The sequence below is a fragment of the Methanoregula sp. genome, assembly GCA_026625165.1.
Taxonomy (GTDB): domain Archaea; phylum Halobacteriota; class Methanomicrobia; order Methanomicrobiales; family Methanospirillaceae; genus MVRE01.
The window spans coordinates 240,050-265,838 of the sequence record CP112999.1 but is presented as its reverse complement, the minus strand read 5'-3'; the positions used below and the strand labels follow the sequence as shown (position 1 = coordinate 265,838).

At 55.5% G+C, this 25,789-nt stretch carries 21 protein-coding genes; 11 read left to right on the top strand and 10 right to left on the bottom strand.

The window, feature by feature from the left end:
• Positions 1 to 10 precede the first annotated feature (10 nt).
• Both OS112_01400 and OS112_01395 read right to left on the bottom strand, forming a co-directional pair.
• Positions 11 to 643: a class I SAM-dependent methyltransferase gene (locus OS112_01400; protein ID WAC05312.1), complete on the bottom strand. Its 633-nt coding sequence runs from the start codon at positions 641 to 643 to the stop codon at positions 11 to 13.
• A 94-nt stretch (positions 644 to 737) separates the two neighbouring features.
• Positions 738 to 2,510 carry a PEGA domain-containing protein gene (locus OS112_01395; protein ID WAC05311.1) on the bottom strand — a complete coding sequence of 591 codons (1,773 nt, stop codon included), beginning with the start codon at positions 2,508 to 2,510 and terminating at the stop codon, positions 738 to 740.
• A gap of 372 nt (positions 2,511 to 2,882) precedes the next feature.
• Here OS112_01395 and OS112_01390 point away from each other — a divergent pair, with 372 nt between their 5' ends.
• From OS112_01390 to OS112_01365, 6 genes are all read left to right on the top strand, one after another.
• Positions 2,883 to 3,227: a hypothetical protein gene (locus tag OS112_01390; protein ID WAC05310.1), complete on the top strand. Its 345-nt coding sequence runs from the start codon at positions 2,883 to 2,885 to the stop codon at positions 3,225 to 3,227.
• A gap of 390 nt (positions 3,228 to 3,617) precedes the next feature.
• The gene (locus OS112_01385) at positions 3,618 to 5,438 is read left to right on the top strand and encodes a PAS domain S-box protein (protein ID WAC05309.1); all 1,821 of its coding nucleotides are present in this window, start codon (positions 3,618 to 3,620) and stop codon (positions 5,436 to 5,438) included.
• A gap of 101 nt (positions 5,439 to 5,539) precedes the next feature.
• Positions 5,540 to 8,365, top strand: coding sequence for a PAS domain S-box protein (locus tag OS112_01380; GenBank protein ID WAC05308.1), 2,826 nt, complete (start codon positions 5,540 to 5,542; stop codon positions 8,363 to 8,365).
• A 177-nt stretch (positions 8,366 to 8,542) separates the two neighbouring features.
• Complete coding sequence (locus tag OS112_01375; protein ID WAC05307.1) at positions 8,543 to 10,312, top strand: ABC transporter ATP-binding protein; 1,770 nt, start codon at positions 8,543 to 8,545, stop codon at positions 10,310 to 10,312.
• Positions 10,309 to 12,105, top strand: a complete 1,797-nt coding sequence (locus OS112_01370; GenBank protein WAC05306.1) for an ABC transporter ATP-binding protein — start codon at positions 10,309 to 10,311, stop codon at positions 12,103 to 12,105. The genes OS112_01375 and OS112_01370 overlap by 4 nt, the downstream gene beginning before the upstream one ends.
• 190 nt (positions 12,106 to 12,295) lie before the next feature.
• Positions 12,296 to 13,171, top strand: a complete 876-nt coding sequence (locus OS112_01365) for an MBL fold metallo-hydrolase (protein WAC05305.1) — start codon at positions 12,296 to 12,298, stop codon at positions 13,169 to 13,171.
• Between the two features lie 168 nt (positions 13,172 to 13,339).
• On the opposite strand, the gene OS112_01360 is transcribed toward OS112_01365, so the two are convergent.
• The 3 genes from OS112_01360 to OS112_01350 all read right to left on the bottom strand — a co-directional run bounded on the left by OS112_01360 (position 13,340) and on the right by OS112_01350 (position 16,180).
• A complete protein-coding gene (locus tag OS112_01360) occupies positions 13,340 to 13,555 on the bottom strand; it encodes a hypothetical protein (protein WAC05304.1) in 216 nt (71 codons plus the stop codon).
• 377 nt (positions 13,556 to 13,932) lie between these two features.
• Positions 13,933 to 15,294: a coenzyme F390 synthetase gene (gene ftsA, locus OS112_01355; GenBank protein WAC05303.1), complete on the bottom strand. Its 1,362-nt coding sequence runs from the start codon at positions 15,292 to 15,294 to the stop codon at positions 13,933 to 13,935.
• Positions 15,295 to 15,424: 130 nt separating this feature from the next.
• Positions 15,425 to 16,180: a hypothetical protein gene (locus OS112_01350; GenBank protein ID WAC05302.1), complete on the bottom strand. Its 756-nt coding sequence runs from the start codon at positions 16,178 to 16,180 to the stop codon at positions 15,425 to 15,427.
• 182 nt (positions 16,181 to 16,362) lie between these two features.
• Between OS112_01350 and OS112_01345 the strand changes: the two genes are divergently transcribed.
• Positions 16,363 to 17,484 carry a TIGR04084 family radical SAM/SPASM domain-containing protein gene (locus OS112_01345; GenBank protein ID WAC05301.1) on the top strand — a complete coding sequence of 374 codons (1,122 nt, stop codon included), beginning with the start codon at positions 16,363 to 16,365 and terminating at the stop codon, positions 17,482 to 17,484.
• 87 nt (positions 17,485 to 17,571) lie between these two features.
• Entirely contained in the window at positions 17,572 to 17,739 is a 168-nt protein-coding gene (locus OS112_01340; GenBank protein WAC05300.1) for a DNA-directed RNA polymerase, read from the top strand.
• Positions 17,740 to 17,783: 44 nt separating this feature from the next.
• On the opposite strand, the gene OS112_01335 is transcribed toward OS112_01340, so the two are convergent.
• Both OS112_01335 and OS112_01330 read right to left on the bottom strand, forming a co-directional pair.
• A complete protein-coding gene (locus tag OS112_01335; protein WAC05299.1) occupies positions 17,784 to 18,758 on the bottom strand; it encodes a site-specific DNA-methyltransferase in 975 nt (324 codons plus the stop codon).
• Positions 18,759 to 18,807: 49 nt separating this feature from the next.
• A complete protein-coding gene (locus tag OS112_01330) occupies positions 18,808 to 19,413 on the bottom strand; it encodes a hypothetical protein (GenBank protein WAC05298.1) in 606 nt (201 codons plus the stop codon).
• Between the two features lie 91 nt (positions 19,414 to 19,504).
• Between OS112_01330 and OS112_01325 the strand changes: the two genes are divergently transcribed.
• Complete coding sequence (locus OS112_01325) at positions 19,505 to 19,879, top strand: hypothetical protein (protein WAC05297.1); 375 nt, start codon at positions 19,505 to 19,507, stop codon at positions 19,877 to 19,879.
• 94 nt (positions 19,880 to 19,973) lie between these two features.
• Here OS112_01325 and OS112_01320 read toward each other — a convergent pair whose 3' ends face one another.
• The 3 genes from OS112_01320 to OS112_01310 all read right to left on the bottom strand — a co-directional run bounded on the left by OS112_01320 (position 19,974) and on the right by OS112_01310 (position 23,171).
• Complete coding sequence (locus tag OS112_01320; protein WAC05296.1) at positions 19,974 to 20,711, bottom strand: hypothetical protein; 738 nt, start codon at positions 20,709 to 20,711, stop codon at positions 19,974 to 19,976.
• Complete coding sequence (locus OS112_01315; protein ID WAC05295.1) at positions 20,708 to 21,106, bottom strand: hypothetical protein; 399 nt, start codon at positions 21,104 to 21,106, stop codon at positions 20,708 to 20,710. Before OS112_01315 ends, OS112_01320 begins: the two co-directional genes overlap by 4 nt.
• Positions 21,107 to 21,431: 325 nt before the next feature.
• Positions 21,432 to 23,171, bottom strand: coding sequence for a PAS domain S-box protein (locus OS112_01310; protein ID WAC05294.1), 1,740 nt, complete (start codon positions 23,169 to 23,171; stop codon positions 21,432 to 21,434).
• A gap of 524 nt (positions 23,172 to 23,695) precedes the next feature.
• Here OS112_01310 and trpE point away from each other — a divergent pair.
• Together trpE and OS112_01300 are read left to right on the top strand one after the other, a co-directional pair.
• The gene (trpE, locus tag OS112_01305; protein ID WAC05293.1) at positions 23,696 to 25,213 is read left to right on the top strand and encodes an anthranilate synthase component I; all 1,518 of its coding nucleotides are present in this window, start codon (positions 23,696 to 23,698) and stop codon (positions 25,211 to 25,213) included.
• The gene (locus OS112_01300) at positions 25,210 to 25,788 is read left to right on the top strand and encodes an aminodeoxychorismate/anthranilate synthase component II (protein WAC05292.1); all 579 of its coding nucleotides are present in this window, start codon (positions 25,210 to 25,212) and stop codon (positions 25,786 to 25,788) included. Before trpE ends, OS112_01300 begins: the two co-directional genes overlap by 4 nt.
• Position 25,789: the final 1 nt, after the last annotated feature.

Here is a 25,789-nt window from a genome sequence, read left to right as displayed (position 1 = left end):
TGGAGGGAGATCAGCGCCGTTCTGCCAGCACCCGGACCGCACGGTGGGGCCCGTACCTGCCGGAAAACCCGATCGTGGATAATTCCTTTATAAAAAAGTACGGCAGAAAAAGGTCCCGCAGCTCGGGCTCCGAGGAAAAATACAGTGTCGTCCCCATCCTTGTCTGGCGGAACTTTCCCGTGCCGCCGAACTGGGGGTCGTCCTCACTGAAACACACGGAGAAGTATACGGCGCCCGGACTGAGGAGCCCGGCGACATTTTTCATGTACGTCTCCCGGTCTTCCGGGAAGATGTGGTGCAGGAATTCCCAGTCGAAACCAAAGTCAAACGTTTCGCGGAGTTCATGCAGGTCTCCAAGCAGGTCCGCGACGATGAACCGGCACCGCGCCCCCCGCGCCTGTGCGTTCTTCCGGGCAAGGGATATTGCGGCCTGGGAGCTGTCGACGCCCGTCACATCGAACCCGAGACCGGCAAGGTATATCGCGTAGTTGCCGGCACCGCACCCGAGGTCCACCGTCCGGCACGGCTTTAGAGTCCCGCTTTCTGCAAGCTCCACAAGGGCGTCCGGCGGGTCCTGGCTGTTCCACGGGATCTGGTCGGGCGGAACGGTCCGGTAAATTTTGTCCATATCCACGTATTTCATGCTGCCTTACCTGTCAGGATAACCTTGTCCACAGAACATCACCAGTGATTGCAAAAAAAATTTCCGGTATATTCCCGGTAAAAAAAGGATGAGATCAGCGGCGCCTGACAAACAGCACCGCACCCAGTACCGCGAGCGCACCGATCACCGGTACAAGGCTCACCGGTGACTTTGTCGGCGCAGCTGTCGGCGCCACTTCGGAAAGGGTTGCGGCAACCGCGGTGCTCTGGCCGCCGACAACCGTAACGGTCTGGACATTGTCCGTGTACCCTGCCTCTTTCATGGTGACGACGTGCGATCCAGCGGGAATGTCCGAAAGGGTGACAGGAGTGATGCCCTTGTACACGTTGTCAAGGAAGAGTTCGGCGCCTGCAGGGACGGATGCCGCCACGATCTGGCCGTTAACGAAGGGGGTCGGCCCGGGAACGATCTGGGTAAGCACCGCATTCACGGTCACAACCTTTCCACCGCTGACATATACCGTCTGGGAATAGTCCTGGTAGTTCGTGTGCCGGAGCAGGACGGTGTGGTAGCCGGGGACAAGGCTCGTAAGATCAAAATAATCGCCGGACGGCGTCAGGCCCATGTAGTGCCCGTCAAGGTAAAGCGACGAACCCGCCGGGACGGATGACACCTCGATGGAACCGACGCTGGAGTACTGGGGGTTCAGGGTCACGGAGACCGGGGTCTGCTGGCCTGCATAGATGGTGAAGGTATTGATGTACTCGTCATACCCTGCCTTGTGCAGCCGCACCGAATGGCTCCCGGGAGCGAGACCGGGGATGACATGGGGGCTTTGCGCCAGGTATGTGCCGTCAACGTAGATGTCCGCCCCTTTGGGCGAGGTGGCAACGTTGAGCGACCCGGTATTCGGGTACGGGGGGTTGGGCACAAGGCTGATACTCACGTAGGCCGTCTGGCCTCCACCAACATAGGTCGTTGTGGTATATGGCTGGTAACCGCTCAGGCTGACCTGCACGGTGTGGCTGGAGCCCGCGATCACCGAGCTGAACGTGCACGGGGTATACTGCCATGAACCCCCGTCAAGCGTCGCGACTGCACCGGATGGACTGGATGCCACCTGGATGCTCCCGTAGCTTGGGACCGGGACCGGGTTGAGAGTCGCGTACAGGTCAACCGTCTCACCTTTTGCCGGCATCCGCGTAACCGTGTTTGTATAGGTCTGGTAACCGGATTTTGTCACGGTGAAGGAGCTGACCGGTGTGCCTGTAGTTGCGATCTCGATGCTGCATGTCCCCTGCGCTATCGTGCAGGAACCTGCAGCGCCATTGTCAAGCAATGCCTGCGCCCCGTTCACGTTGCAGTTCACCCGGAACCAGCCCTTGTCGGCGCCGACCGGCCCGAGAGGGGAGGTCGGGACTGCCGTAGGCACTCTGGTCGGTCCGGGAGTGGCGATCGGCTTGAGCGTCCCGTCAACAGCCGCCTGTTCGCCGGCGCCGACGCTTAAGCTGGTCTGGTACGGCTCGTACCCGCTCATCGAGATCTTCACGGAATGCGAGGTTCCGGCCCCCACTTCAAGGCCGGCAACGGGCGTGACACCCACGGATTTGCCATCAAGGGTGACGGATGCACCGGAGGGCGTCGAGGCGATCGTCACCCAGCCGACCTGCGGGCCGGCCGGAGTTGTTACAACAGTCGGGGGGGGCGTCGGCTCCTTTGTCGGTTCTCTTGTCGGTTCGGTTGTGGGCGCCTTTGTTGTCGGTTCGGTGGTCGGTTCCGTCGTCGGCTCCATGGTCACGCCATGGATAAATCCCGGTTCTGTCGTGACTGTTCCCACGGAAGCAGCCGCAGGCAATGCAAATGCACTGACAAGCAGGATGCAGAAAAGCATTACAAGATGTCTCATGGTTCCTCCGGATTGTAAACAACACACTATTCCGGCCTGAGACTATCTGAAATTTGTGATTTGAGAAAGAGCCCCAGACCCCGGCCAGCAAATTTTCCTGCACCGGGAGTTCCGGTCCACTCTGGGGCATTCCGGACGAAAGGATCCTTCTTTTGCTTACCGGAAAGTGTACAGTGACCGTAGTACCGTCAATCTTTTTTTAAAAAATTGCCATCCCGCATTCCGGGCATACGGGATGAATGTCCCGCCCGCCTCACCTGTTTCTGGCCGGTGTGACAGGACAAACCGGAAGGTCCCGTGGCAAATATTATGAGCACCTGGTGCAAATAGGCAATCACGCACTGGCAAAGGACGAAGCGGAGTGACCGGAACATGTCTGTCGTGTTGATGACGCCCGAACAAAAAAAAGTCGTTGTGAACCTTTCTGCTGATGAATGCCTCTATGAATCCCCGCACAATCTCCCCATCAAAGGTTCCCCGTCTTCATCCCGCACAGACCTCTATGCACACATGGCACAGTCCGGCGCGATCTATTACTATACCCACACATGGTCGGTGAAGGAGGGCTCAAAGTCAGTATTTAACCTGCTGTCAGAAGAAGCTGCCAAAAATTTCTTAATCGAGCGTGCAGGGCTTGCCGGGTACGAGCACTTAATCAGTAAAAAGGACCAGAAATTCGAAAAATACTTTCCGGGCATATTTGAAGAGGATGCTTAAACTTCTCTTATTTAATCGTCATAAACAGGAGAATCCCGACGACCGTACAAACCTTCATGTGACCGGGTGGACACTCTTCTGATTATGCCACAACTACGGAGCGTTACGCAGGCATTTACCGCACGCAGGCAACCAATACAAGACCCGGCAGGAATCCAATTCACCTAAAAAAATAAAAAAACTATTTCAAAAAACATATTATCTCATCCGTTGACCCCACCACAAAGAAATTTACCCCCGGCAGAAGACATGCTCTCTTCATTATTTTTGATTCGGGCGTAAGGTATTCTTTAAAACTGCCAAAAAAGGTCAGTTATCTCTCAGGATATTACTCATAGAGAGGATTGGCAATAGAGAACATAATGAAATTACGAGTACCGGAAAAAACCTATGATCTCAGTTCTCTGTGTAGATGACGAACAGGTATTACTGGATTTATATAAGCTGTTTCTCGAAAAATCGGGTGAGATAGAGGTAGATACAGCAGACTCAGTAAAAACGGCTGTAAAAAAGCTGAAAAAAACCCGGTATGATGTAATTGTTTCCGATTACGCCATGCCTGAATATGACGGCGTCGCTTTTCTCAAATGCATCCTTCCAACCTATGGTGACATACCTTTCATAATTTTTACCGGAAAGGGATGCGAGGACACGGTGATCGAGGCGTTAAATACCGGGGCACGGTTTTATGTCCAGAAAGGAGATGACCCAAAGAAGCAATTCGCCGATCTGGTCGATAAAATCAAACAGGCAGTTGGACTGAAGGCAGCAAAGGAAGCCCTTCGCAACTCCGAAATACGCTATCGCAAGCTCTTTGAAACAGCAAATGACGGGATACTGCTCATCGATGCGGAGACGGGAGAGATCATCAATGCAAATCCGTTCCTGCTAACCTTAATCGGGTCCTCCCCTGAGGAAATACTGGGAAAAAATCTCCTGGATACCGGGATCTTCAGGGACGCTGACCTGGTAAAAAAAGCGTTCCTGGACCTCCAGACGGAAAAAAACATCGGGTACAAAGAATTGCCGCTGGTGGCAAAAAATGGCCAGGAGATTATTGTCGAGTTTGTGTGTACCGTCTATACTGTTGATCATACAGATATAATCCAGTGCAATGTCCGCGACATCACCGGGCGCAGGCAGGCGGAAGAAGCGTTGCGGATTGTCCGGGAAAAATATACAAAAGCGTTCATCTCTGCACCCGATGCGATCACGATCAGCGAACTGGATTCCGGGCGGTTTGTTGAAGTAAACGAAGCAGCAACGGCAATCTTCGGGTACTCCCATGAAGAGTTGATCGGAAAATCTGCAGGCGAACTGGGAATCTGGCTGAAAAAAGAAGACCGGGATGCCTTCGTCGACCAGCTAAAGGAGCATGGCAGGGTGCACCAATACGAGGTAGTCGAGCGACGCAAATCCGGTGAGCTGTTCAATGCATCGGTAACCGCCGATACAATTGCCATTGGCAACTCCATGTATCTCATCGCCATCATCCGGGATATTTCAGAGCTTAAACGTGCGGAAGAGCAGCTCAGGCATTTCAACGAAGAACTGGAGAAAGGAATTGCGGAACGCACCGAGAAGCTTAACGCTTCGCTTGAAGAGAAAGTGCTCCTGCTCCGTGAAGTCCATCACCGGGTGAATAACAACCTCCAGATAATCTTAAGTCTCATCAGACTCCAGTCAAGGACTATCAAAGACCCGCAGTTCCTGGATACAATGGGAGAGTTCCATAACCGCATCATGGCGATGGCACATGTCCACGAAAGGATATACAGTTCCGAAAACATCTCCAGGATTGGACTGTCTGAAATCGTCAGATTTTTGGGAACGAGCCTTTTCAGGACATATAATGCAGATCCTCAGCAAATCCGGCTGAACATTGAAACGAACAATATACAGGTCCCGGTTACCTCGGCAATTCCCCTCAGCCTTATCCTCAACGAACTCATCTCAAACTCCTTGAAGCACGCGTTTGTACAAGGCACAACCGGAGAGATTACGATTGCAGGACGCCGGGAAGATGACAATATTTTGCTCCTGATCAAGGATACGGGAATCGGGATGCCGGCAGACCTGGACTGGAGGAGACATGAACAATCACTCGGGCTCCGGCTGGTCATGGGGCTGGTGGAGCAGCTTAACGGCACAATCGAACTCGACCGGACGGCGGGGACGGCGTTTACGATTGTTGTGAAGGAAAAAGAGTGAACCGTAAACCGGCATCTATGATATTAAATACTGTTCCATGAGATTATCTGTAAAAAAGATTATTTTGGATCGTCAGGGTTGTCTGTATCTGAAAGGTAGCGATGGAACCAAGAGAATCCGGAGCGGATGGATCCCCACGGGCTGGCTCACTGACCATAGAAGAACGGCTGCAGGGCTTCTACACCCGCCATCCTGCGGTAACTGCATTCCTGATTACCCTGTTTATCGTCCTCTTCCTGCTCCTGCCGCTCTGGTGGATGGCGGGCACATGGTATGAGGAGCAACTCATTACTGAAGAACGCAACGTTGTCGCTGTTGACCTCTCGAAATACGGCAGCCAGCTCTCGCAGGCACTCAGCCGGCGGGTATCGCTCGTTGAGGGGCTCTCTGCGTATGTACTATCAGACCCTTCACAAGAAACCCTCACGAGAACATATGACAGCTTTGCAGCGGGGCTTTATACTGCAACCCCCGGCATCCGCAATTTTGGAGTGGCCCCCGGAGGTATCCAGACATACGTGTACCCGCTCAAAGGAAACGAGAACGTGCCGGGGCACAACCTGCTCACCGACAACCGCTCCTACGTGCAGAAATACAATAACATTGCTATCGAAACAAAAAAGATCGTAATCCATGGGCCCCACGAACTGAGGCAGGGCGGACTGGGGCTGGTCATCACCGATGCGCTCTTTGTCAACAACACCTTCTGGGGGTTTTCCTCCATGGTTGTCGATATGCCCCCTATCCTTGCCGAAGCCGGGCTTTCGGGCCAGACAGGGAGCCTGACCCTCGCCGTAAAGAACCATGACGGGACGGTGTTCTATGGCGACCCCGGGCTCTTTGCCGGGGATGCGGTCATCCAGCAATTCCCGGTCGGCACCGGGACATGGGAGATTGGAGGGATGCCTGCCGGCGGATGGTCGGCCCCCATCCAGAGGCCGCTTCTCCTGTTCTATATAACCGGTCTTGTCATTCTTGGGTTAATTGCCGGGCTTGTCTTCCTGATCACAAAGACATATATTTCCGTAATTATCGACATCACCGAGCGCAAGAAGGATGAACTGGAACTGCAGAACTCCCTCTCGTTTTTAAACAGCCTGGTTGACCAGAGCCCTCTGCCGATGTGGATATCTGATGAGAAAGGCACACTCATCCGCATCAACCAGGCATGTTGCGACCTCTTGAAGATCACGCCGGCGGATGTGGTCGGCAAATACAATGTATTAGGTGATAACCTCGTTTTAGAACAGGGTTTCTTACCAATAGTCCAAGACGTCTTTTTAAAAGGGCAGCCTGCAAACTTCCAGATTACCTATGATACCCGGAAGCTCAAAACACTGGTACTGGACAGGCAGGCATCTGTAATTCTTGATGTGACTATTTTTCCGGTAAAAGACGCCAGCGGAAAGATCACCAATGCGGTCATCCAGCACATCGATATAACCAAGCGCAAACATGCAGAGGAGGAGTTGCGGGAGAGCGAGTTGCGTTTCTTCACTGTCTTTCAAGCCAGTCCCATCGCGATTTCCATCACACGCCTCTCGGACGGAAAAACCATCGATGTCAACCCGGCCTTCCTGCGTTTATTCGGCTACACGCGTGAGGAGGTCGTTGGCCATACAACGCTTGAACTGAACGTCTGGGGCAATCCAAAAGACCGAGATCATATTGTACAGTTGCTCCGTAAGGAAGGTAAAGTGCGGGACTATGAGACACAATTCCGGAAGAGATCAGGGGAGATCGGCACTTTGATTGTCTCAGCAGATGTGATCGATCTGGCAGGCGACAAGTATTTGTTGAGCCTGCTGCAGGATATCACCGATCGCAAAAGGGCCGCAGATGCGCTAAAGGAGAGCCGGGTCCAGCTCGCCGAGGCGATGGACCTTGCACACCTGGTGAACTGGGAATTTGACGTTGCGACAGGGATCTTTACTTTCGATGACCGGTTCTACGCTCTCTATGGAACCACTGCAGAGCGTGAAGGCGGAAATAAGATCCCGGCAGAAGTGTATGCCCGGGAATTTGTCCACCCGGATGACCAGCATGTAGTCGCCGATGAAGTGAAGAAAGCCATAGAGGCCACAGACCCCGGGTTCACATCGCAGGTGGAGCACCGGATAATCCGCAGGGACGGTGTGGTCCGGCATATTGTCGTGCGTTTCGGAATCACGAAAGATGCCAATGGCAGGACGATCAAAACCCACGGCGCAAACCAGGATATCACGGAACGCAAGCTGATGGAAGAGGAGATACGCTCACTGAATAAAACGCTCGAACAGCGGGTCATGGAGCGGACTGAGAAACTCAACGCTTCCCTTGAGGAGAAGGTGCTGCTGCTCCGCGAGATCCACCACCGGGTAAAAAACAACCTCCAGATCATCATCTCCCTCTTAAACCTCCAGTCACGGTATATTGAGGACGAGAAAATCTCCCAGGTGATCAAGGAGAGCCAGAACCGGATCAGGGCAATGGCGCTTGTCCATGAAAAACTGTACCAGTCTACGGATATTGCAGGGATTGACCTTGACAATTATTGCCGGTTCCTCGGGGACAGCCTGTTCCGGTTCTACGGGATGAGCCAAAAGGGGATCATTCTCAACATCCGGATTCATGATATCAATGTCGATATCAATACTGCGATTCCTGTCGGCCTTATCGTCAACGAACTGGTATCCAACTCCTTAAAACATGCATTTCCCGATGGAAGAAAAGGGGAGATCTCCATTGCGATCCAGAGGCAGGATCACACCCTCACCCTTATCTACAAGGATGACGGTGTTGGCATCCCGGATAATTTTGACTGGCGCAATGCGAAGTCGCTGGGCTTGCGGCTCGTGATCTCACTCGTGGAGCAGCTCTCCGGGACGATCGAACTCGACCGGACGGCGGGGACTGCATTCACAATCGTTGTCAAAGAAAAGGAATAATCACAGAAGGAATAAAAAAAATCCCCGCACGGGACTTTCATGCCAGCGGTACACATAAACGGTCAATTAGGCCTGTAAAGGAGCCTCCCCGGTGCCGGTACAAGAACCGTGCGGAATCATTAAGGTGTTTTACCTGCATCGATCAGATACAGGTCCGGTTTTTTGGGGAGAGATTGTATGAACGATTATATGCGGATTTTTTCGCTCTGGAGGACTCACTGGAAGTGGCTTTTGCTCTCGCTCCTGCTCACGGTGGGCGGGGCGATCGGGACGCTGGCCGTGCCGGCGCTTTCGCAGGAACTCATCGACCTCGGGATCATGGCGCAGGACACAAACACGATCCTCGCCATCGGCTTTTACATGTTCCTTGCCACAGTCCTCACAGCGGTATGCCAGGTGCTCAATACGGCGATCGCGGTCAAATTTTCCGAGCAGACCGCACACTACCTCCGGACCGGGGCATATGACCGGGTGCAGGCGCTCTCGTTCGGGGACCTTGACCGGCTCCGGCCAAGCGACCTGCTGGTCCGGCTCACCACCGATGTCCAGAACGCAAAGATCGCGATCCAGCAGGGCATCCTCAACCTCCCGCTCGTCCCCGTCATGCTGGTCACCTCCTTCCTGCTTATCGCCTACCGTTCCCCATCCCTTGTCTGGCTGATGGTGGTGATCCTCGCCATCTTCACCATCCTCCTCTCCTACTACCTGCTCATCGTCGTCCCGCTCTTTACCCTCAGGCAGAAGAAGTATGACGGGCTGAACCAGGCGCTACAGGAGAGCATGGCCGGCATCCGGGTGGTCAAGGCATTTGTCCGGCAGCGGCTGGAGAACGAACGGTTCGCTTCTGTTGCCGGCGAAGTGAAATCCGCATCCCTAAAAGCCCAGCACGTCATCGCCCTGCTCATCCCCACGATGATCTTTGTGGTCATTGTCGCTGTCGGTGCGATCTATTTCCTTGGCGGTACACAGGTCCTCCGCGGCACCGGGTTCTCGCTTGGACAGGTCACCGCGTCCGTCCAGTACCTCTTCCTTCTGATCATGCCGTTCATGATCCTCGGCGCCGTGCTGCCGGCAATATCCGCCTCGCGCCCGTCGTTCCACCGGATCTTTGAAGTGATCGACGCGGAGGCAGAGGTCCGGGACCGCCCTGGTGCGATTGTTCCAGGCGCGGGTTCCGTGCACGGGAAGGTGGTTTTTAAAAACGTGGAGTTCGGATACATCGGGAACGATGGAAAACCGGGCCCCCTTGTTTTAAAAAACATAAGTTTTACCGCGGAGCCCGGGGAGACGGTCGGCTTTTTAGGCCCGACCGGGTCGGGGAAGTCCACGCTGGTCCAGCTCATCCCCCGGTTCTATGATGTCACGCGGGGACAGGTCACCATTGACGGGACCGATGTCCGGGACATCCCGCAGGACCGGCTCCGCGAAATTGTCGGGATCTGCCTCCAGCAGCCCAACCTCTTCTCCGGAACGGTCAGGGAGAACATCCTATTTGGGGCGGCCGACCAGTCCGATGGGAACATGGTCGCTGCGGCCCGGGACGCGGATGCAGACACGTTTATTGCAAACATCCCGGGCAGGTACGATGAGGCGGTCGCACGCCACGGGACAAACTTTTCCGGGGGGCAAAGGCAGCGCCTGTGCATTGCCCGCACCCTTGCCCAGAAGCCGAAGGTGCTGATCCTTGACGACAGCACAAGCGCCTGCGACGTCGCGACCGAAGCACGGATCCAGGACGCGGTGAACCAGCGGTTCCCCGGCGTCACCAAGCTGATCGTAGCCCAGCGGATCAGCACCGTCATCGCAGCGGACCGGATCATCCTCCTTGAGAACGGCGGGATCATCGCGGCCGGGCGCCACGAGGACCTTCTGGCGCAGAGCCCGGAATACAGGGAGATCTACGATTCCCAGCTGGGCAGCGGGATCGTTACCGGGGGCGGGCCATGATCGCTGCACGCCCAGTGGGAGACCCAGGCCAGATGCCGCCGGTATACCCGACCATAAAGAGGTTCTCTGCCTACTTAAGGCCCCATACCGGGAAACTTGTCTTCCTGCTCGTCCTCATGGTCCTGTACTCGCTTATGCTCTCGGCACTCCCGCTGCTGATGGGCTACGCCACCACGATCATGGCGGCGGGGCCCGGCCCGGCCGCGCCCCTGGACCGGGTGATCTACGGGATTGCCGCCATCGGCATCATCCTCTGGATCAGCGGAGCAATCTCCCAGCGGCTCCTTGCCGATATTGCGCAGGACGCCCTGCTCCGCCTGAGGATGGACCTCTTCTCCCACATCCATACCCTCTCGCTGGGCTTCTTTGACCGGCGCCCCATCGGCGAGCTCATGAGCCGGGTCACCAACGACACCCAGGTGATCGAGCAGTACCTGAGCATCGGTTTTTTGCAGACAATGCAGTCGGTGATGACCGTAATCATCACGACAATCCTCATGGTCTGGATCAGCCCGGCTCTGACCGCGTTCACCTACCTTGTCGTGCTCGGGCTTGTCGGGATCTCCTGGCTGATCACAAAAGTCTCGGGCCCCGCGTTCGTCCTGCTCCAGCAGAAAACCGGGGACATAAACGGGTATTGTGAAGAATGGCTCTCCGGGGAAAAGACCGTGATCGCGAGCCGCCGGCAGAAGGCCTCGTCCCTTACGTTTTCCAGGCTGAGCCGGGAAGTCGCAGAGGCGGGCGAAAGGGCACAGTTCTCGGCGCTTGTCAGCCAGCCGGTCGCAAACGTGTTCTCAAACCTCCAGAGCATCCTGCTCCTTGTCATCGGCGGGATCATGGCGATCAACGGGAGGTTTGAGATCGGCGTGCTCGTATCGTTCATCGGGTTCTCGTTCAACCTCATGGGCCCGCTCTCACAGATATTTTCCATGTACGCCCAGATCCTCAATGCGATCGTCGGGTCGGCACGGGTCTTTGAGATCATGGACGAAAAGCCGGTAGTCGCCGATCTGCCCGCCGCCCCCGCGATGCCTGCCATCAGGGGCGACGTGGCGTTCGACGCGGTCGATTTCAGCTATGTCCCGGGCCGGAGGGTACTCCATGCAAACACATTCCATGCACAGCCCGGACAGGTCTTCGGGCTCTGTGGCCCGACGGGTGCCGGCAAGAGCACGATCATCAACATCCTCACCCGTTATTACGAAATCGAGAACGGGGCGATCACGGTTGACGGGCAGGACATCCGCTCCGTCCGGCAGGACACCCTCCGGGTCCAGATCGCACAGGTGCTGCAGGAGCCGTTCCTGTTCACCGACACGGTCATGGCAAACCTGAAGTACGCGAGGGAGGGGGCCACAGACGGGGAGTGCATCAGCGCGGCAAAACAGGCAAACGCCCATGACTTCATCATGCAGCAGCCGCAGGGCTATGACACCCTGCTGACCGACGGCGGAGCAAACCTCTCGCAGGGCCAGCGGCAGATGATCACCATCGCACGGGCGATTGTCGCAAACCCCCGCATGCTGATCCTTGACGAAGCCACAAGCAACGTCGACACCCGCACCGAGAAGCTGATCCAGGAAGGGCTGCTCCAGCTGCAGCGCGGCAGGACCTCGTTTATCATTGCGCACCGGCTCTCCACGATCCGGCACGCGGACCAGATCCTTGTAATTGACAAGGGTGAGATTATCGAACGCGGGAGCCATCGCGAACTCATGACAGGGAAGGGTTTCTACTTCGAGCTGTACATGAGCCAGTTCCGGGGAAAACTTGCCGGGCATGTCGGGACCTGACAATCTTTTTTTAAAAAAATCAAACGCCCTTTTTTTCCCTGTGCCCCGGCCGGGCCGGCCACCCGGGCCGGCATAAGAAAATTTTGCAGGATACTCGGGAACAACGGGGGGCGGTCCAATGCACCCCGCCCCCGACAATACCGTGCAGAGGGTTCATAACTGACCATTCCCAGATATTTTATGGGTCCGCATGCAGGTCTCCCCCCACGTCCACGCCCTCCGGCTGCCTTTTAAAATTCCGGTTGCACCGGGCATCGTACTTGACAGGTTTGTCAATGTGTTCATGATCTGCGGCAGGACGATCACGCTCGTAGATACCGGGGTCGCAGGATGCGGGAGAGTGATCTTTGACTACATCAGGTCGACCGGCCGCGACCCTGCGGAGATATCCCTTATTGTCCAGACCCATGCACACCCGGACCATATCGGGGCGACGCAGGAAATCCAGCAGGCAACAGGCTGCACGGTTGCAATCCATGCCGCTGAACAGCGGTGGATCGAAGATGTTTCTTTACAGAACAGGGAGCGGCCGGTCCCGGGCTTTGACGTGCTTGTCGGTGGGCCGGCAAACGTCGGCCGTGTGCTTGAAGACGGCGATGTGCTCGACCTTGACGGGGACCACCTCCTTGACCTCGTGGTGTTCCATACTCCCGGTCATTCCCCGGGTTCGGTATCACTGCTGTTGAAAAGCGGGAGGATACTATTCTCAGGCGATGCAGTCCCGGTGCCGGGCAACCTGCCGGTCTATGATGATGTGCCGGCATCCGTGCGGTCGATAAAAAGACTCAAAAATATTGACGGGGTCAACGTCCTGCTCTCATCCTGGGATGAACCGCGTGAGGGGATCTGTGCTTACCAGCGGATGACCGACGCCCTTGCATGGCTCCGGAAGATCCATGATGCAGTTATCGCGGCAGCGGGCATGGGAACACCGGACCCCATGGACCTGTGCCGGAGAACCGCCGGGACCCTGGGTTTGCCCCCGCAGGCAGTAACACCCCTGCTCGCACGGACGTTTATGGCAAACCTGCGGGCCCGTGACGGAAAAGACCTGTTTGGCCGCTGATGCGGTATCCACGGGCATAATGCGCAGGTGTGGAACCTGTCGTTGACTTTGCAGATACGATAAAAAAATGCCAGGACAACCGGACGGGACGCGTACAATCCCGCAGGATTTGTTGTTTTCCCCCGCCACAGGGGCGAGGGGTGCAAAAGTGATTAAGGGAAAAAAGGTTTATGCGTTCTTCATCTTCGCTTTTGCGACGTACCCGTCCTTCCCGATGTAGTACATATAGCCGGCTTCCTTTGCAACTTTCTCGGAGCCGACCTTCTTCTTCCTGCCGCCCGGGTTGGACTTCATGGGGGCTGCCCAGACGTATCCATCCTTTCCGACAAAATACAGGTAACCCTTCTCACGGGTGATTTTTTCCTTTCCAACTTTCTGTCCCATTCAAAACACCTCAAAACCCCGACGGGAGTTTTGATAATGAGATGTTCCGTCTGATACTATAAAAGGTTTCTCGCCGGTAGCCGTCGGAACTTCCGGTTTGGAGGGGGTAAAACGGTCATTTTGCATATCAAACGGCCAAAAACGCGCCGTTTCAATACCCGTGCAATTTGCCCGGAATGCCGGACCGGCAACAGGAAGCGCGTATTTTTATCATGTGCCGCACTCAGTCTGGCCGGATATCCAATCCACGCGCCATGCGCAGCGATTATGGCGGTAAAATTTTTGCCCGGGGCGCCTGCCGATCAGGGTGAGCGAAAAAATCCCGGGCATTGCCGGGCACCCGGTGTACCGGTAATTTTTTTTATCATGCCCGGGGATTACCCTGAGCGCCGGTCAACGAGCCGTTTTGCCCGGCCCCTGAGCTTGTGCAGTTCAAGACCTCCCGGAACAGTATAATTGAATATGATTTGGAAGGACTCATCAGCGAAGTGCTGTGCAAGAAGTGGTTTGAATTTTAAAAACCGCGACGTAAATGATTCTTCAACCGCATGCCTGTCGCAGCGGTCCGGGTCAGGACATTCGACACTGACCCGCATCACCACCTCATCGTCCGATCCGCCGTCATACAGGAACGCCTCGTACTCGCCGTTGAGGTACTGCATGTTTTCAGGCTGGAAGACACCGGCCTCCACATCGACCCGGTTCATGGAATTCCCGAACAACCAGAATGTCTCTGCCTCCCGCTGCGGGTTGATGATCCGCATATGCGTCCTCCCGCATCCACACCGTTCCCGGGAGAGCACGACCGTGGTGTCCTCGGTATCGTAATTGATCAGGAGCGTGCCGCACTTCGTGCCTTCCTCAAGCAGCGTTGTGAGCACTGCCCGCCCGCACTCGCCGTCCGGCACAAACGACTTCACCTGCGGGTCGTATACGTCAAGGTGGACGAGGTCTTCAGGGACGTGGAGGCCGGATAATTTTTGGCACTCCCCGCACATCGTCCCTTCCGTGCTCCCGTAAGTATTGTAGACCGGTACACCCCACTGCTCCGCAAGGTACGCACGCGACTCATCGGCAAAGCTCTCCCCTCCCGCGACCAGCCTCTCGATTGACGTGCCAGCCGGGCGGACACCTTCATCTTTGAGCCGGCGTGCGAGCCGGAGCAGCTTGAACACGCTGCCCACGATTGCCGTGGGACGGTAACTGGAGAGCACCCTGGGGGTAAAATCGCATCTGCCAAACGGGATGATCGTCATGCCGATCCGGTGCGCCGCCAGTGTCATCGTGTTTGCCCCCACGTTCATGCCGTAACTGGCGCAGACCACGACCCGGTCGTTTCCGGAGAACCCCTGCGACACAAAACTCCGCGAGTACTTCTCAGCGTACCTTTTCCAGTCGTCCCATGTCAGAAAGAAACTCTTGGGAGTCCCGCTTGTCCCGCTTGTCTCCTGGATAGTGAACACGTCCTTTAGGTCAGAAGAGAGGAAACCGAAGTTTCTGGTAACCGGCGGCTGGTTCTCACGGATGCTTTTGCCAGAGATAACAGGGAGGCGGAGCAGGTCTTCATGGGTGCGGATCTTATCAGGATTGATCCGGTTCTTCCGGAACCAGTGCCGGTAGAACGGCGAGTGCCCGTTTGCGTACCGGACCGTGTACCGGACACGTTCATCGATGAGTGCGTCGAGCCCGCCTCGTTCCATCGCCTCGATACGCTCATTATAGAATAATCCCGTTGCCATTACCAGACATTGAGAAAAAGAGTGCTTATAGGTTGTGTGCAAAAATCCGCAATGAGCAGAACGTTTTATTTCCTGCTCCTGCCGATTATTACCGGATATTTAAAAAACCAAATTTTTTTTTTTAAAAAAATTATGGATAAAACAGCGAGATCTCATTTGCGGTCACATTCCCAAGGGCGATTTCCCGGCTGCTCAGGTACCTGAAGGTGTGCACGACCTCCTCGATATCTTCCTGGCATTCATCCTGCGAAACAAAATACCGGATCAGCGTTGCATACCCCCGTCCATTTGCACTCGTCTTTTTTCCGACGTATGCTACGGCGGTCCCCTGCCCTTTTGATTCAAACCTGTCAAACGTGATCCCATTGATTGTCTCGGTTGACTCAACAGGGACCGGGACCCAGTTCCCGCGATAATAATTCCGGTAGTCCTGGTCCTGGTTCCTGGTGATGGTATAGGTCATAATGAAGATTTTTGTAGAATTGATCCGCCATATACTGCGATTCGTATCAAATTCTTCAACCCCGAGGTACGTGTAAAAATACAGTCCCTGCCAAGTGCCGCCCCCCGCTTCCCATGCTGAGGTTGCATTCCAGTCTTCAGGGACTGTAACCGTGAACCATAACCTGCTGTCTTTAAGGATCTTTGAGGGAGGGGTTTTGCTGCACGCAGGGACAGGAGCTGGAGCAGGGAGGGTTACAGGCACGGGATTTATGACTGCTGTTTGGACTGCGGTCTGATTTGAGGGATACGGGGTCATATTGAGAGCCGGGGCGGCCAGGTGGGAAATGGCAGGCATCGGTATTTCCTGCACCGGGAACAAAAGAGGATATTCAGACAGGACACAAAGAAATACAAGCACGATGGCCAATAATATCCGGTCCATCTCTCATTAGGATAATAATTCCATCCCATAAATGGTTGTCCGTGAACCGGGAATTTTTTTTATGCACCTGTCTTCAAATTGAAAAAAAGATTGGGATGGCCAGAACATGCATCGCGTCCGGGCAACCGTATTTTATGGCTGCAATATTTATCGGTTTTCACAACAAACAATGATAGGTTTTTTTGTATTACCACCTTATCCTCACCGACGACTGCAACCTCTGCTGCTCCTACTGCCGGGCGAGGGCGTTTGACGAGAGTATCGCGGGAGCTGGCAACGCAGTTGACATCGATGAAGGGCTGCCGGCCGACCTTGACTATGACCTCGACACCTTGTACCGGTTCCTTGAAAACGACCCCTCGCCAACGGTCACATTCTACGGCGGCGAACCCCTGCTGAAACGGGAGCTTGTAGAAACGATCATGGACAATGCCCCCGTCCGGCGGTTTATGATCCAGACCAACGGGACCCTGCTCGACCGGCTTTCACCGGAGTACGTGAACCGTTTCTCAACCATCCTTGTCTCCCTTGACGGGAGGGAGGAGCTCACCGATGCACACCGCGGGGCCGGGACGTACCGGAAGGTGATGGGAAACGTGCGCCGGATCCGTGCAGCAGGGTTCTCCGGAGAACTGATCGCAAGGATGACGGTGACACAAGACACCGATATTGCCGATGCTGTCACCTGCCTCTGGGACAACCCCGACCATTCCTTTTCTTCCATCCACTGGCAGCTGGACGCAGGCTTTGCAGACGATTTCTCCAGCCGGAAGTTTGCATCATGGGTAAATGAGCGATACAACCCCGGCATCCGCGATCTCGTACGGCGCTGGGTGGACCTGATGGCCGAACACCACCGTGTGCCGCGCTGGTACCCGTTTGTCGACCCGATAGACGACCTCCTGAACGGGCGGGCAAGCCCCCTGCGCTGCGGGTCCGGCCATGCGAATTACAGCATCATGACCGACGGGCACATCGCACCGTGCCCCATCATGGTCGGCATGCGGCAGTACTACCTCGGGCATATCAGCACAACCAGTCCCGCCGGCCTGCGCAAAATTGACGTCGGGGGGGACTGCGCGGGGTGCCGGATCCGGGACTTCTGCGGCGGCAGGTGCCTGTACGCACATATCATGCACCCGTGGACCGGCGAGGGAAAGAAGCTTGTCTGCGGCACCGTGGAGAACCTGCATGACGCGCTTACAGGAGCGCTCCCGGAGGTGCGGGCGATGGTCGCAGGCGGCGTTCTGTCACCGGCTGATTTTTCCCACGAGAAATACAATGGCTGCGAGATTATCCCGTAAATGGCATTAAGTGCAAAGCTATGCAGATGTATTTATACCCAGCGGGTCGATATTTATTCGCAGCGTCAAACCTGCGTGAGTAAAACAATGGAAAGAAGAGGTTTTGGCGGCCCGAAGAATTTCGGCCCCCGCGAGATGACAAAAACAGTCTGTTCAGACTGCGGCAAAGAGTGTGAAGTCCCCTTCAAGCCTACAGAGGGAAGACCAGTTTACTGTAGGGATTGCCTTCCAAAGCACAGGAAGCCCCGTTTCTAATCGTTCACAATCTTACACAAATTTTTCCTTTTTTTAATTAAGTTTTAGAGTTTCCGGAGCGCTTTTTCAATTGCCCAGCGTCCCCGCCCGAACTCCTCGCAGAGCATGGAAATGACGGTCTTTTTTAACAGCCCCTGTCCGCACAGCGCCCTGTACCGGAGCGAAAGGTCTGTGCGTTCCCGCGCCGTCCACGGCATTCCCTGGTTTTTTATATGCCCGGGGACCGGCGTCCGCAGCGAGCCAAGGAGATACCCGGGCTCCAGTTGCCGGAGTTGACGGACTTTTGCATCAAACATCTCTTTTGAAATTTCAAACCCGACTATGCGCCGGTTAAGCCCGATTGCCGCCTGTGCAGTCGAAAACCCGCCAAGGAAAAAATCGCAGACGAGGTCGCCTTCATTGCTGCTGTACTGCAGCATCTTTACAAGCAACGCAACCGGCAGCTCGTTTTTGTTCTTCTGCTGCCCCGGCTTGTACACACGGTTGATTGGCCAGACATCCTCGCGGTCCTGTGAATTGGGCGACCGGCCCCCGTCAGTCCGTTCCGTCAGGCCAAACCGGGACTCCACATTAAACGTCCGCCTGCCGCCTGGTTTTTCGTAATAGAGGATGTGGTAATGGGATGAGACATACTTGCGGCGGGTAAAGACCCCGAAGCTGTACTTCCAGACGATGTGGTTGACCTCGGCAAGCGAAGTTTCCTTTAGGGCGTGCAGGAGATGGTAGAGGTTCGTGTAGCCGGAGATGATATACAGCGAACCTCCCGGGCGCAGCACCCGTTCCGCCTCCCGCACCCAGCGGGCTGAAAAGTCCGCATACTCCTCCTGCGGGACCTCAACGTAACCGGGTATGACGCACTGCTCATTCCGGTTGTAGTGCCGGTGAAGGGTATCGCCCCGGATGCCATATGGCGGGTCGGTGATGATCAGGTCAACGGAACCATCCGGGAGGTGCGCCTGTGCGCCGGAGATGCAGTCCCCGTTATAAAAGATCCCGCCGTGCACCCTCACCGGTTCCATGGTATTCCCATGTACCTGTCAGCTCAAAAGGGAAAAAAACACCTGCCACTCACCTGCGGTCGCCGCGGATCTCCTCGCGGAACCGGTGGAGGATATCGTAGACCATCATGCGGAACTCGACGCCGACTTCCTCCCATGACTTGACACCGTTCCCGTTGGACGCAGCCCTTGGTGTGCCGATCGTCGGGTCGGGCGTTGCCGGCCCGGCACCGTTGGTCATGCCCGACCGGAAGAGCCGGCGGATAATATCGTAGTAGCCGTTAGCCAGCACAAGCAAAAAGACGACCGGCACGAGGATGAACGAGAGGAACCAGAAGAACTGGTAAATGTTGCTTCCCGTAACAAAATCCAGCCATTCAAACACACGCAGGATGAACGCGATGATAAAGACGCTCCCGATTGCACGGACGATGGGGGAGGGAAGGTCAAGGGGGAACGGGAACGCGGTGAAGATGTCCGCGACAAACATGATGAGCCCGATAATGAGCAGGAGCCAGAAGTTGTCGTTTAAGAGCCCGACACCGGACTGGTAGACAGGGTTTGACACGTAAAACATGAGGATGTTTGCAAGGACGGCAATGATCAAAAACGAGATGATCCCGATCATCCGCGTGACAAAGACCCAGCCCAGTGACCGCTCGCCGAACCACCGCATGTTTTACAGTCCTTCGTACCTATTAGTGAGCGAAATATAAAGCCCTCCTGCACGAGCGCAACGCTTATATCTCCGGCACCTATGTTCCGGTATGCAGGTCAATTTCAAACGCTACGGGCTCTACCTCCTGCGCTGGCAGGCGAGCACCCCCATCCTCGCCGGGGTCGGTGTCCTGCTTGTGTCCATGGGGCAGCTGGTCGCCGCGATTGTGGCAAACCTGGTCGGCGGGCTCATCTTTTTCTGGGTCGACCAGTTCATTTTTACGTCCCAGTCGCTTGCCGCCCAGTGGGAGGTAAAGGAAAATATCACCTGCGTAGACTGCGGGAAGGTCGCACGGGGTTACCGGCTCGTACGGTCGGGAGACTATGACAGGACTTCGGACCGGGAGCCGGAATTCCGGTGCGAGGAGTGCTCAAAGAAGAAATCCGATGAGCTGCGCGGGCGGGGAGTGAGGGTGGAGGCATGATACCTGTTCCCGTCCCAAAAACCAGGTATAATAAATTCAACATCCTCCCTTTAATCTCCGGAACAGAATGAGGGAATTGGAAAAATAAAAAATATCAGGTCTTCCTGATCAGGAACAATGCTGCGAATAAAAGGATCGGCGGGATAAATACCATGGTTGCAGAAGCGTCAGATCTTTTGGATGGCATCGTGACAGGCTGGGGGGCAACCGGCTGATCCTGGGCTTTTATCGAGATTAACGCAAAAATGGAAAGACCCCGCGGTGATGTGCCTGTAAAGACCATATTTGAATCGGCATCGATACCATTAAAAGACGAGGCAAGGATCTCCGAGCTCCCGTCATCGGCAAACCGGGCAATTTGGATCCCGGAAAACCCGCCGTGTTCAAGAACCCATGCCGGCGAGACCGTCATTGTGACCGTCGCCCGTCCGACATCCCTGCCATCTTCAAGTCCGGACTTGTCCACCTTCATGGCATACGCAACTGAGTCAACGGCAAACCCGTTCTCTTCAGCTGCACGCTCGAATGCGGCCCTGCTCTGGTCATCAGGTTTTTCGATAAGCGATGCGGTCACAGTTGCACCCGTTACAGGAAGGGTCTTCAGGTCAGCCCCGAACGATGCGGACACTGCACCTTTGCCGGTATACTGAGCTTTAACCGGTGTGCCCTGCAGTGTAATAGATTCAATTTCTCCGCTCAGCTCCCCCTGGTCTTCCCGTGGGGTGTCTTTTGTTTTGACCGTTATTGTATACGTGCCGTGTTCGAAGCGGATAGTGTTTTCCTGGACTGAGATCTTCTCTCCGGCAGACCTCGCTGTGTTCAGGTCAATCACAAGTACCTGTCCGCCTCCGGATCCCTGGCCCTGTCCTTGTCCCTGGCCGCCTCCGGATCCCTGGCCCTGTCCTTGTCCCTGGCCGCCTCCGGATCCCTGGCCCTGTCCTTGTCCCTGACCGCCTCCGGATCCCTGGCCCTGTCCTTGTCCCTGACCGCCCCCGGATCCGCCACCGGAATTGCCACCGGAGTTTCCTCCGCCCCCTCCGGAGTTGCCTCCTGCATTCCCGCCTCCGGATCCGCCACCGGAATTGCCACCGGAGTTTCCTCCGCCCCCTCCGGAGTTGCCTCCTGCATTCCCGCCCCCGGATCCGCCGCCGGAGTTGCCTCCTGCATTCCCGCCTCCGGATCCGCCGCCGGAGTTGCCATTATCCCCATCATTTTTTGCGTCTGCAAACCCAATCAGGGGAACCCCTGATGTGAACCACCCATAGGTTCCTGCCATCTGGATAACACTTAAGATAATGAAAATAACAGCAATCCTGCGTATCCTGTCGTTCGCACACCAACGCATGGTCGACCACGCACCGATTTTCCCAAATAAATGTTTCGATTATATATCCGGATGTAAAACGGACTAATCAGGATTATTGGGCAAACAATGCGTATTTACGCACGAGCTGATAAATATAATGTCCGGAAAATTTCATGGCTGGACCGCAGATATCCCGCTGCGGTATTTCCATTCCAAAAAAAATATGTCACAACCGGAATATCACACCTATTTTTTGTCAACACCGTAATATTTTCGTAAGAATTCCTGGATCTTCTCGGACTCCAGGTAGCCCCTGTCCAGCTTGTCCACAATATCATTGATGACACGGGCGAGCTCAATGATCCGTCCCGAATGTTTATGCTCGATCATATCGGCAGTGCCAATGATACCCTGGAGCGGGTTCCGGATATGATCATTGAGGATGGCAAACTGCTGCATATTTTTCTCAATCTGCTGGAACGCTTCCATTTTAAGCCGTTCGATGTCACGACGCTCTGTGATATCCCGCGCTATTGCAAGGACGGCTTTCTGGCCAAAATAATCAAAGACGTGGGCATTGATTTCAACGGGGATCGTCATGCCGCTCCGCGTAAGATACACGGACTCAAATATGGCATACCCATCTGCCCGGAGTCGGCCGGAAACGGCGGCGTTTTGTTCTCCGTTTTTGACAAATGCCCCGGGTGACATGGTGAACAACTCTTCCCGTGAATATCCCAAAACGTCGATTACTGCATCATTTGCTTCAATGATGATGCCCAAAAATTCTCCTTCCCTGTACTGGCAGATGATGACAGGATCGGTGATGCTGTTGAAGAACAGCCGGTAATTCTCTTCACTCTGGCTCAGGCGTACCTGAAGACCGAGCTGGCACTGTTCAAGTTCGCCAAGCATGCTGTTGACATTTGTTGCAAGGTCCGTGATCTCATCATTTCCAGGCACTGAGACCCTGGCGGAAAAATCCCTCCCTGTGCCAATCGTGGAGACATGGGATGACAACGACAGCAGCCTCGAAAGCACGGTCCGTTCGACAAGCGCTACCATCACAATCCCGACAATGATACCCGAGATTAACAGGAGCGTGAGGAAATACAGTATCGTGGATGTCCCCTGTTTGGAGATGTCACGGGGGATCTCTGCGGCAAGGACAAGCGCCGGTTGCCCGTACACATCCCGGACCAGGGCGTACCCATAGATCGTCTCAGTGTCCCTGATCTGCCGGAGGGCAGGGGCATCCATCTCGAAAGAATCGGGGCCCGTCCGGTTCAGGAATTGCCCCCCTGCCGGTGCAGAGCCGGCGAGCTGGGCATCGATCTCTCCTTTTGGTCCGTTCGCCCGGTATTTCCATATATCAAGGTCAAGCTGGCTCATCACCGAGAGCCGGGAGACCTCGTTGGCGTCAAGGTTCCGGGCCATGATAAGGTAGCCCGTGGGTACGCCCGTCGCTCCAGGCGCATGGGCGGGCCGTACTGCAACAAGCAGGGAATCCGAGGGGGTCTGTACAATACCCATGGTCCCGTTCTCCATGAACGGCGGGTCCCGTAACGGGGATGAGGGGGCGACCATATCTGTAAGGGCAGAGGGGATTGGAATCGTCTGGTGCTGTTCGAGGTCGTACCCCCGTCCTGCAACCACGGTGCCCGATGCATCGGTGAAGAGAATGTAATTGAGGGCAAGCCGCTCAAAAGTCTGGTCGTCAAGGGTGGACGGGACCCCCCCCGCAGACCCTTTTGAAAAATAGCTCTCTCCCGGGCCACGGGAGATCCAGTCTACTGCCACGGCATCCAGCGTATTGATATCATCGGCAAGCGCGGCAAGGGCCCGGTTCGTGTCTTTCGCTGCTGCCTGGTCTTCAACCCGGGCAAATCCTCCCGCGACGAGGATCTCAGAGGCGATCCCAATGATGATAATGAGGGTGACGAGGGTAAGGGTGAGGATCAGGATCGTCTTTGTGCGTATCTCCACGGTATTTCACCCACGGGCCCGGTATTCACGCCGGGCAGGTCCGGCAATTCGGCAAAAGAGGTATTGCACGGCAGATTATGATAAATGTAACCAAAACGCGCCATAACCGGTGGGGATAATAAAAAACTCCCGTAACAACCAGGGGCAATAACAGCCGCACCTGGTCATGGCTGCCGCCCGGATAACCCCGGGCCAGAAGCTTTTGAGGCACGCACAGTATCCTTTGTAGATCTTCCCCATTTCACCGGCCCCTGAGAGACAGGTTTACCACTGGCATTTTATGCCGGTTTACCGGGAATTATGTAAAATTTTATTCATCGTTATACAAAAAACTACAACAATGTATAAATATATACAAAGTACACGGTTATGCCAGATAGTTGCCGCTATTGAATAAATAATCCCGGAAGCCGGGCCAAAAACCATTGGCGGCGATTGTTTGAAAAATATACCCCTGCGTTTGCGCGAGCAACGCTCCGGGCGGTGATGCCGGTGGACTGGATATTGCATTAACAAAAGAAGACATGGACCTCAATCTGGGAATTGATGAATTTATTTTGATTGTGGACACCCAGCCAAGACCGCTGGTCATCCCGCTGTGCGCACAACTGCCGCTGCCGGATGTCTCGCCCCTCGATGTGTACAGGGGCACACGGGACGGCTGCGGGTTCCTGCTCGAATCGATGGAGGGCAGCGAGAAGATCGCACGCTACTCGTTTATCGGCATCGATCCTGAGCTGGTTGTAACCCTTGGCGGTACGGTGGACGTACAGGGCAACGAACCGTTTGTTTCGATTGCAAAGGAGCCCGATGGGACAACCCCGGTCGACCGGATAAAGTCGATTTTGTCCCGGTTCCATTACGTGAATGTAAAAGCCCCCCGGTTCTTTGGCGGCATGGTCGGCTACTTTGCATATGACTGCGTGTACTCGCTCTTTGAAAAAGTCAATGCGCAACGAAGAGCCGGCCGGCCGGCCGCCGGCACCGGTCATGATGCCCGGTTCATGCTCAGCAAGGACTGCATTGTCTTTGACCATGCAGAAAAGAAGATGTACATCTTTTCATCCCCGTTCCTGACATATGATTCAGACCCTGCCGGTGAATACACCAAGAGCGTGGCAAAGATCCGGGCCCTTCAAACGAAGATCGCAGGGCTCGCTTCAGGAAAAACACCGGGCTACCGGCAGGAGGGGGGACAAAAAACAGCCCCGGATTACATCCCCTCCGTTTCTAAAGAGGCATTCGAGCATTCCGTAAAACAGGTAAAGGAGCACATCGCTGCCGGTGACATATTCCAGGCCGTCATCTCGCGGCGCGTGGAATGCGAGGTCTCGTGCGACCCGTTCTCGATCTATGCGGCGCTGCGCACCATCAACCCGAGCCCCTACATGTACTACCTCGATTTTGGCAGCGAGAAGGTGATCGGTGCAAGCCCGGAGATGCTCGTGCGGGTCGAGCGCCGGCGGGTGACCACCGTACCGATAGCAGGTACACGGCCCCGCGGGAAAAACGCGGATGAGGACGAGATTCTTGGCCGCGACCTCCTTTCGGACACAAAAGAGCTGGCCGAGCATACGATGCTCGTGGACCTTGCGCGAAACGACATCGGGCGCGTCTGCCGGTTCGGGAGCGTGGAGCTCTCCGAGTTCATGGGGATCGAGAAGTTTTCCCATGTCCAGCACATCGTCTCGACAGTGCATGGGATCTTAAAAGATAACCTTGACTGCTATGATGCACTCAGGTCCTGTTTCCCTGCCGGGACTGTGTCCGGGGCCCCCAAGATCCGTGCGATGCAGATCATCGAAGAGCAGGAGACACAGGACCGCGGGATCTATGCCGGGGCGGTCGGGTACATCGGTTTTGACAAAAACCTTGAATTTGCGATCGCGATCCGGACCGTGATCCTGCAGGGGAGCCGTGCATTCATCCAGGTCGGGGCCGGGATCGTGGCTGACTCGGTGCCTGCAAACGAGTGGAACGAGACTGAGAGCAAGGCGGCAGCAATGCTGCGGGCAATCGAACGGGCAGGTGCCGCCCCATGAAAGTGCTGATCGTCGACTGCTACGACAGCTTCACCTTCAACCTCTACCAGCAGGTGGGACGGCTTGGCGGCAACCCTTTCGTTTTCACCTGCGACACCCCGCTCGACCGGCTGGAGGCGACCGGGTGTGACCGGATCATCCTCTCCCCGGGTCCGGGGACACCGCAGGACTCCGGGGTCTGCCCTGAAGTGCTTGACACAATGAGCAAAAAGGTCCCGACGCTGGGGGTCTGCCTTGGACACCAGGCGATCTGCACTGCCTTTGGCGGGGAAGTGGTGCGGGCAGGGCGGCTGGTGCACGGGAAGACCTCGGCAATACAGCATGACGGCAGGGGCATCTTTGAAGGAGTGCAAAGCCCGTTTACTGCAACCCGCTACCACTCGCTCGTTGCAAGCGAGGAGTCCCTGCCCGGAGAGCTGCAGGTCTGTGCAAGAAGCATGGACGACCGGTACGTGATGGGAGTGCGGCACACGCGGTACCCCATAACAGGCGTCCAGTTCCACCCCGAGAGCATCCTGACTGCGGAAGGCGACCGGCTTATTAAGAATTTCCTTGACGGCAAAGGGGTGGCATGAT

Coding starts and splice junctions, on each gene's coding strand:
- OS112_01350 (WAC05302.1), bottom strand. CDS start 16,180: ATGGACCGGATATTATTGGCCATCGTGCTTGTATTTCTTTGTGTCCTG.
- trpE (WAC05293.1), top strand. CDS start 23,696: ATGGACCTCAATCTGGGAATTGATGAATTTATTTTGATTGTGGACACC.
- OS112_01400 (WAC05312.1), bottom strand. CDS start 643: ATGAAATACGTGGATATGGACAAAATTTACCGGACCGTTCCGCCCGAC.
- OS112_01385 (WAC05309.1), top strand. CDS start 3,618: ATGATCTCAGTTCTCTGTGTAGATGACGAACAGGTATTACTGGATTTA.
- OS112_01395 (WAC05311.1), bottom strand. CDS start 2,510: ATGAGACATCTTGTAATGCTTTTCTGCATCCTGCTTGTCAGTGCATTT.
- OS112_01325 (WAC05297.1), top strand. CDS start 19,505: ATGCAGGTCAATTTCAAACGCTACGGGCTCTACCTCCTGCGCTGGCAG.
- OS112_01335 (WAC05299.1), bottom strand. CDS start 18,758: ATGGAACCGGTGAGGGTGCACGGCGGGATCTTTTATAACGGGGACTGC.
- OS112_01330 (WAC05298.1), bottom strand. CDS start 19,413: ATGCGGTGGTTCGGCGAGCGGTCACTGGGCTGGGTCTTTGTCACGCGG.
- OS112_01300 (WAC05292.1), top strand. CDS start 25,210: ATGAAAGTGCTGATCGTCGACTGCTACGACAGCTTCACCTTCAACCTC.
- OS112_01390 (WAC05310.1), top strand. CDS start 2,883: ATGTCTGTCGTGTTGATGACGCCCGAACAAAAAAAAGTCGTTGTGAAC.
- OS112_01360 (WAC05304.1), bottom strand. CDS start 13,555: ATGGGACAGAAAGTTGGAAAGGAAAAAATCACCCGTGAGAAGGGTTAC.
- OS112_01380 (WAC05308.1), top strand. CDS start 5,540: ATGGAACCAAGAGAATCCGGAGCGGATGGATCCCCACGGGCTGGCTCA.
- OS112_01370 (WAC05306.1), top strand. CDS start 10,309: ATGATCGCTGCACGCCCAGTGGGAGACCCAGGCCAGATGCCGCCGGTA.
- ftsA (WAC05303.1), bottom strand. CDS start 15,294: ATGGCAACGGGATTATTCTATAATGAGCGTATCGAGGCGATGGAACGA.
- OS112_01375 (WAC05307.1), top strand. CDS start 8,543: ATGAACGATTATATGCGGATTTTTTCGCTCTGGAGGACTCACTGGAAG.
- OS112_01340 (WAC05300.1), top strand. CDS start 17,572: ATGGAAAGAAGAGGTTTTGGCGGCCCGAAGAATTTCGGCCCCCGCGAG.
- OS112_01365 (WAC05305.1), top strand. CDS start 12,296: ATGCAGGTCTCCCCCCACGTCCACGCCCTCCGGCTGCCTTTTAAAATT.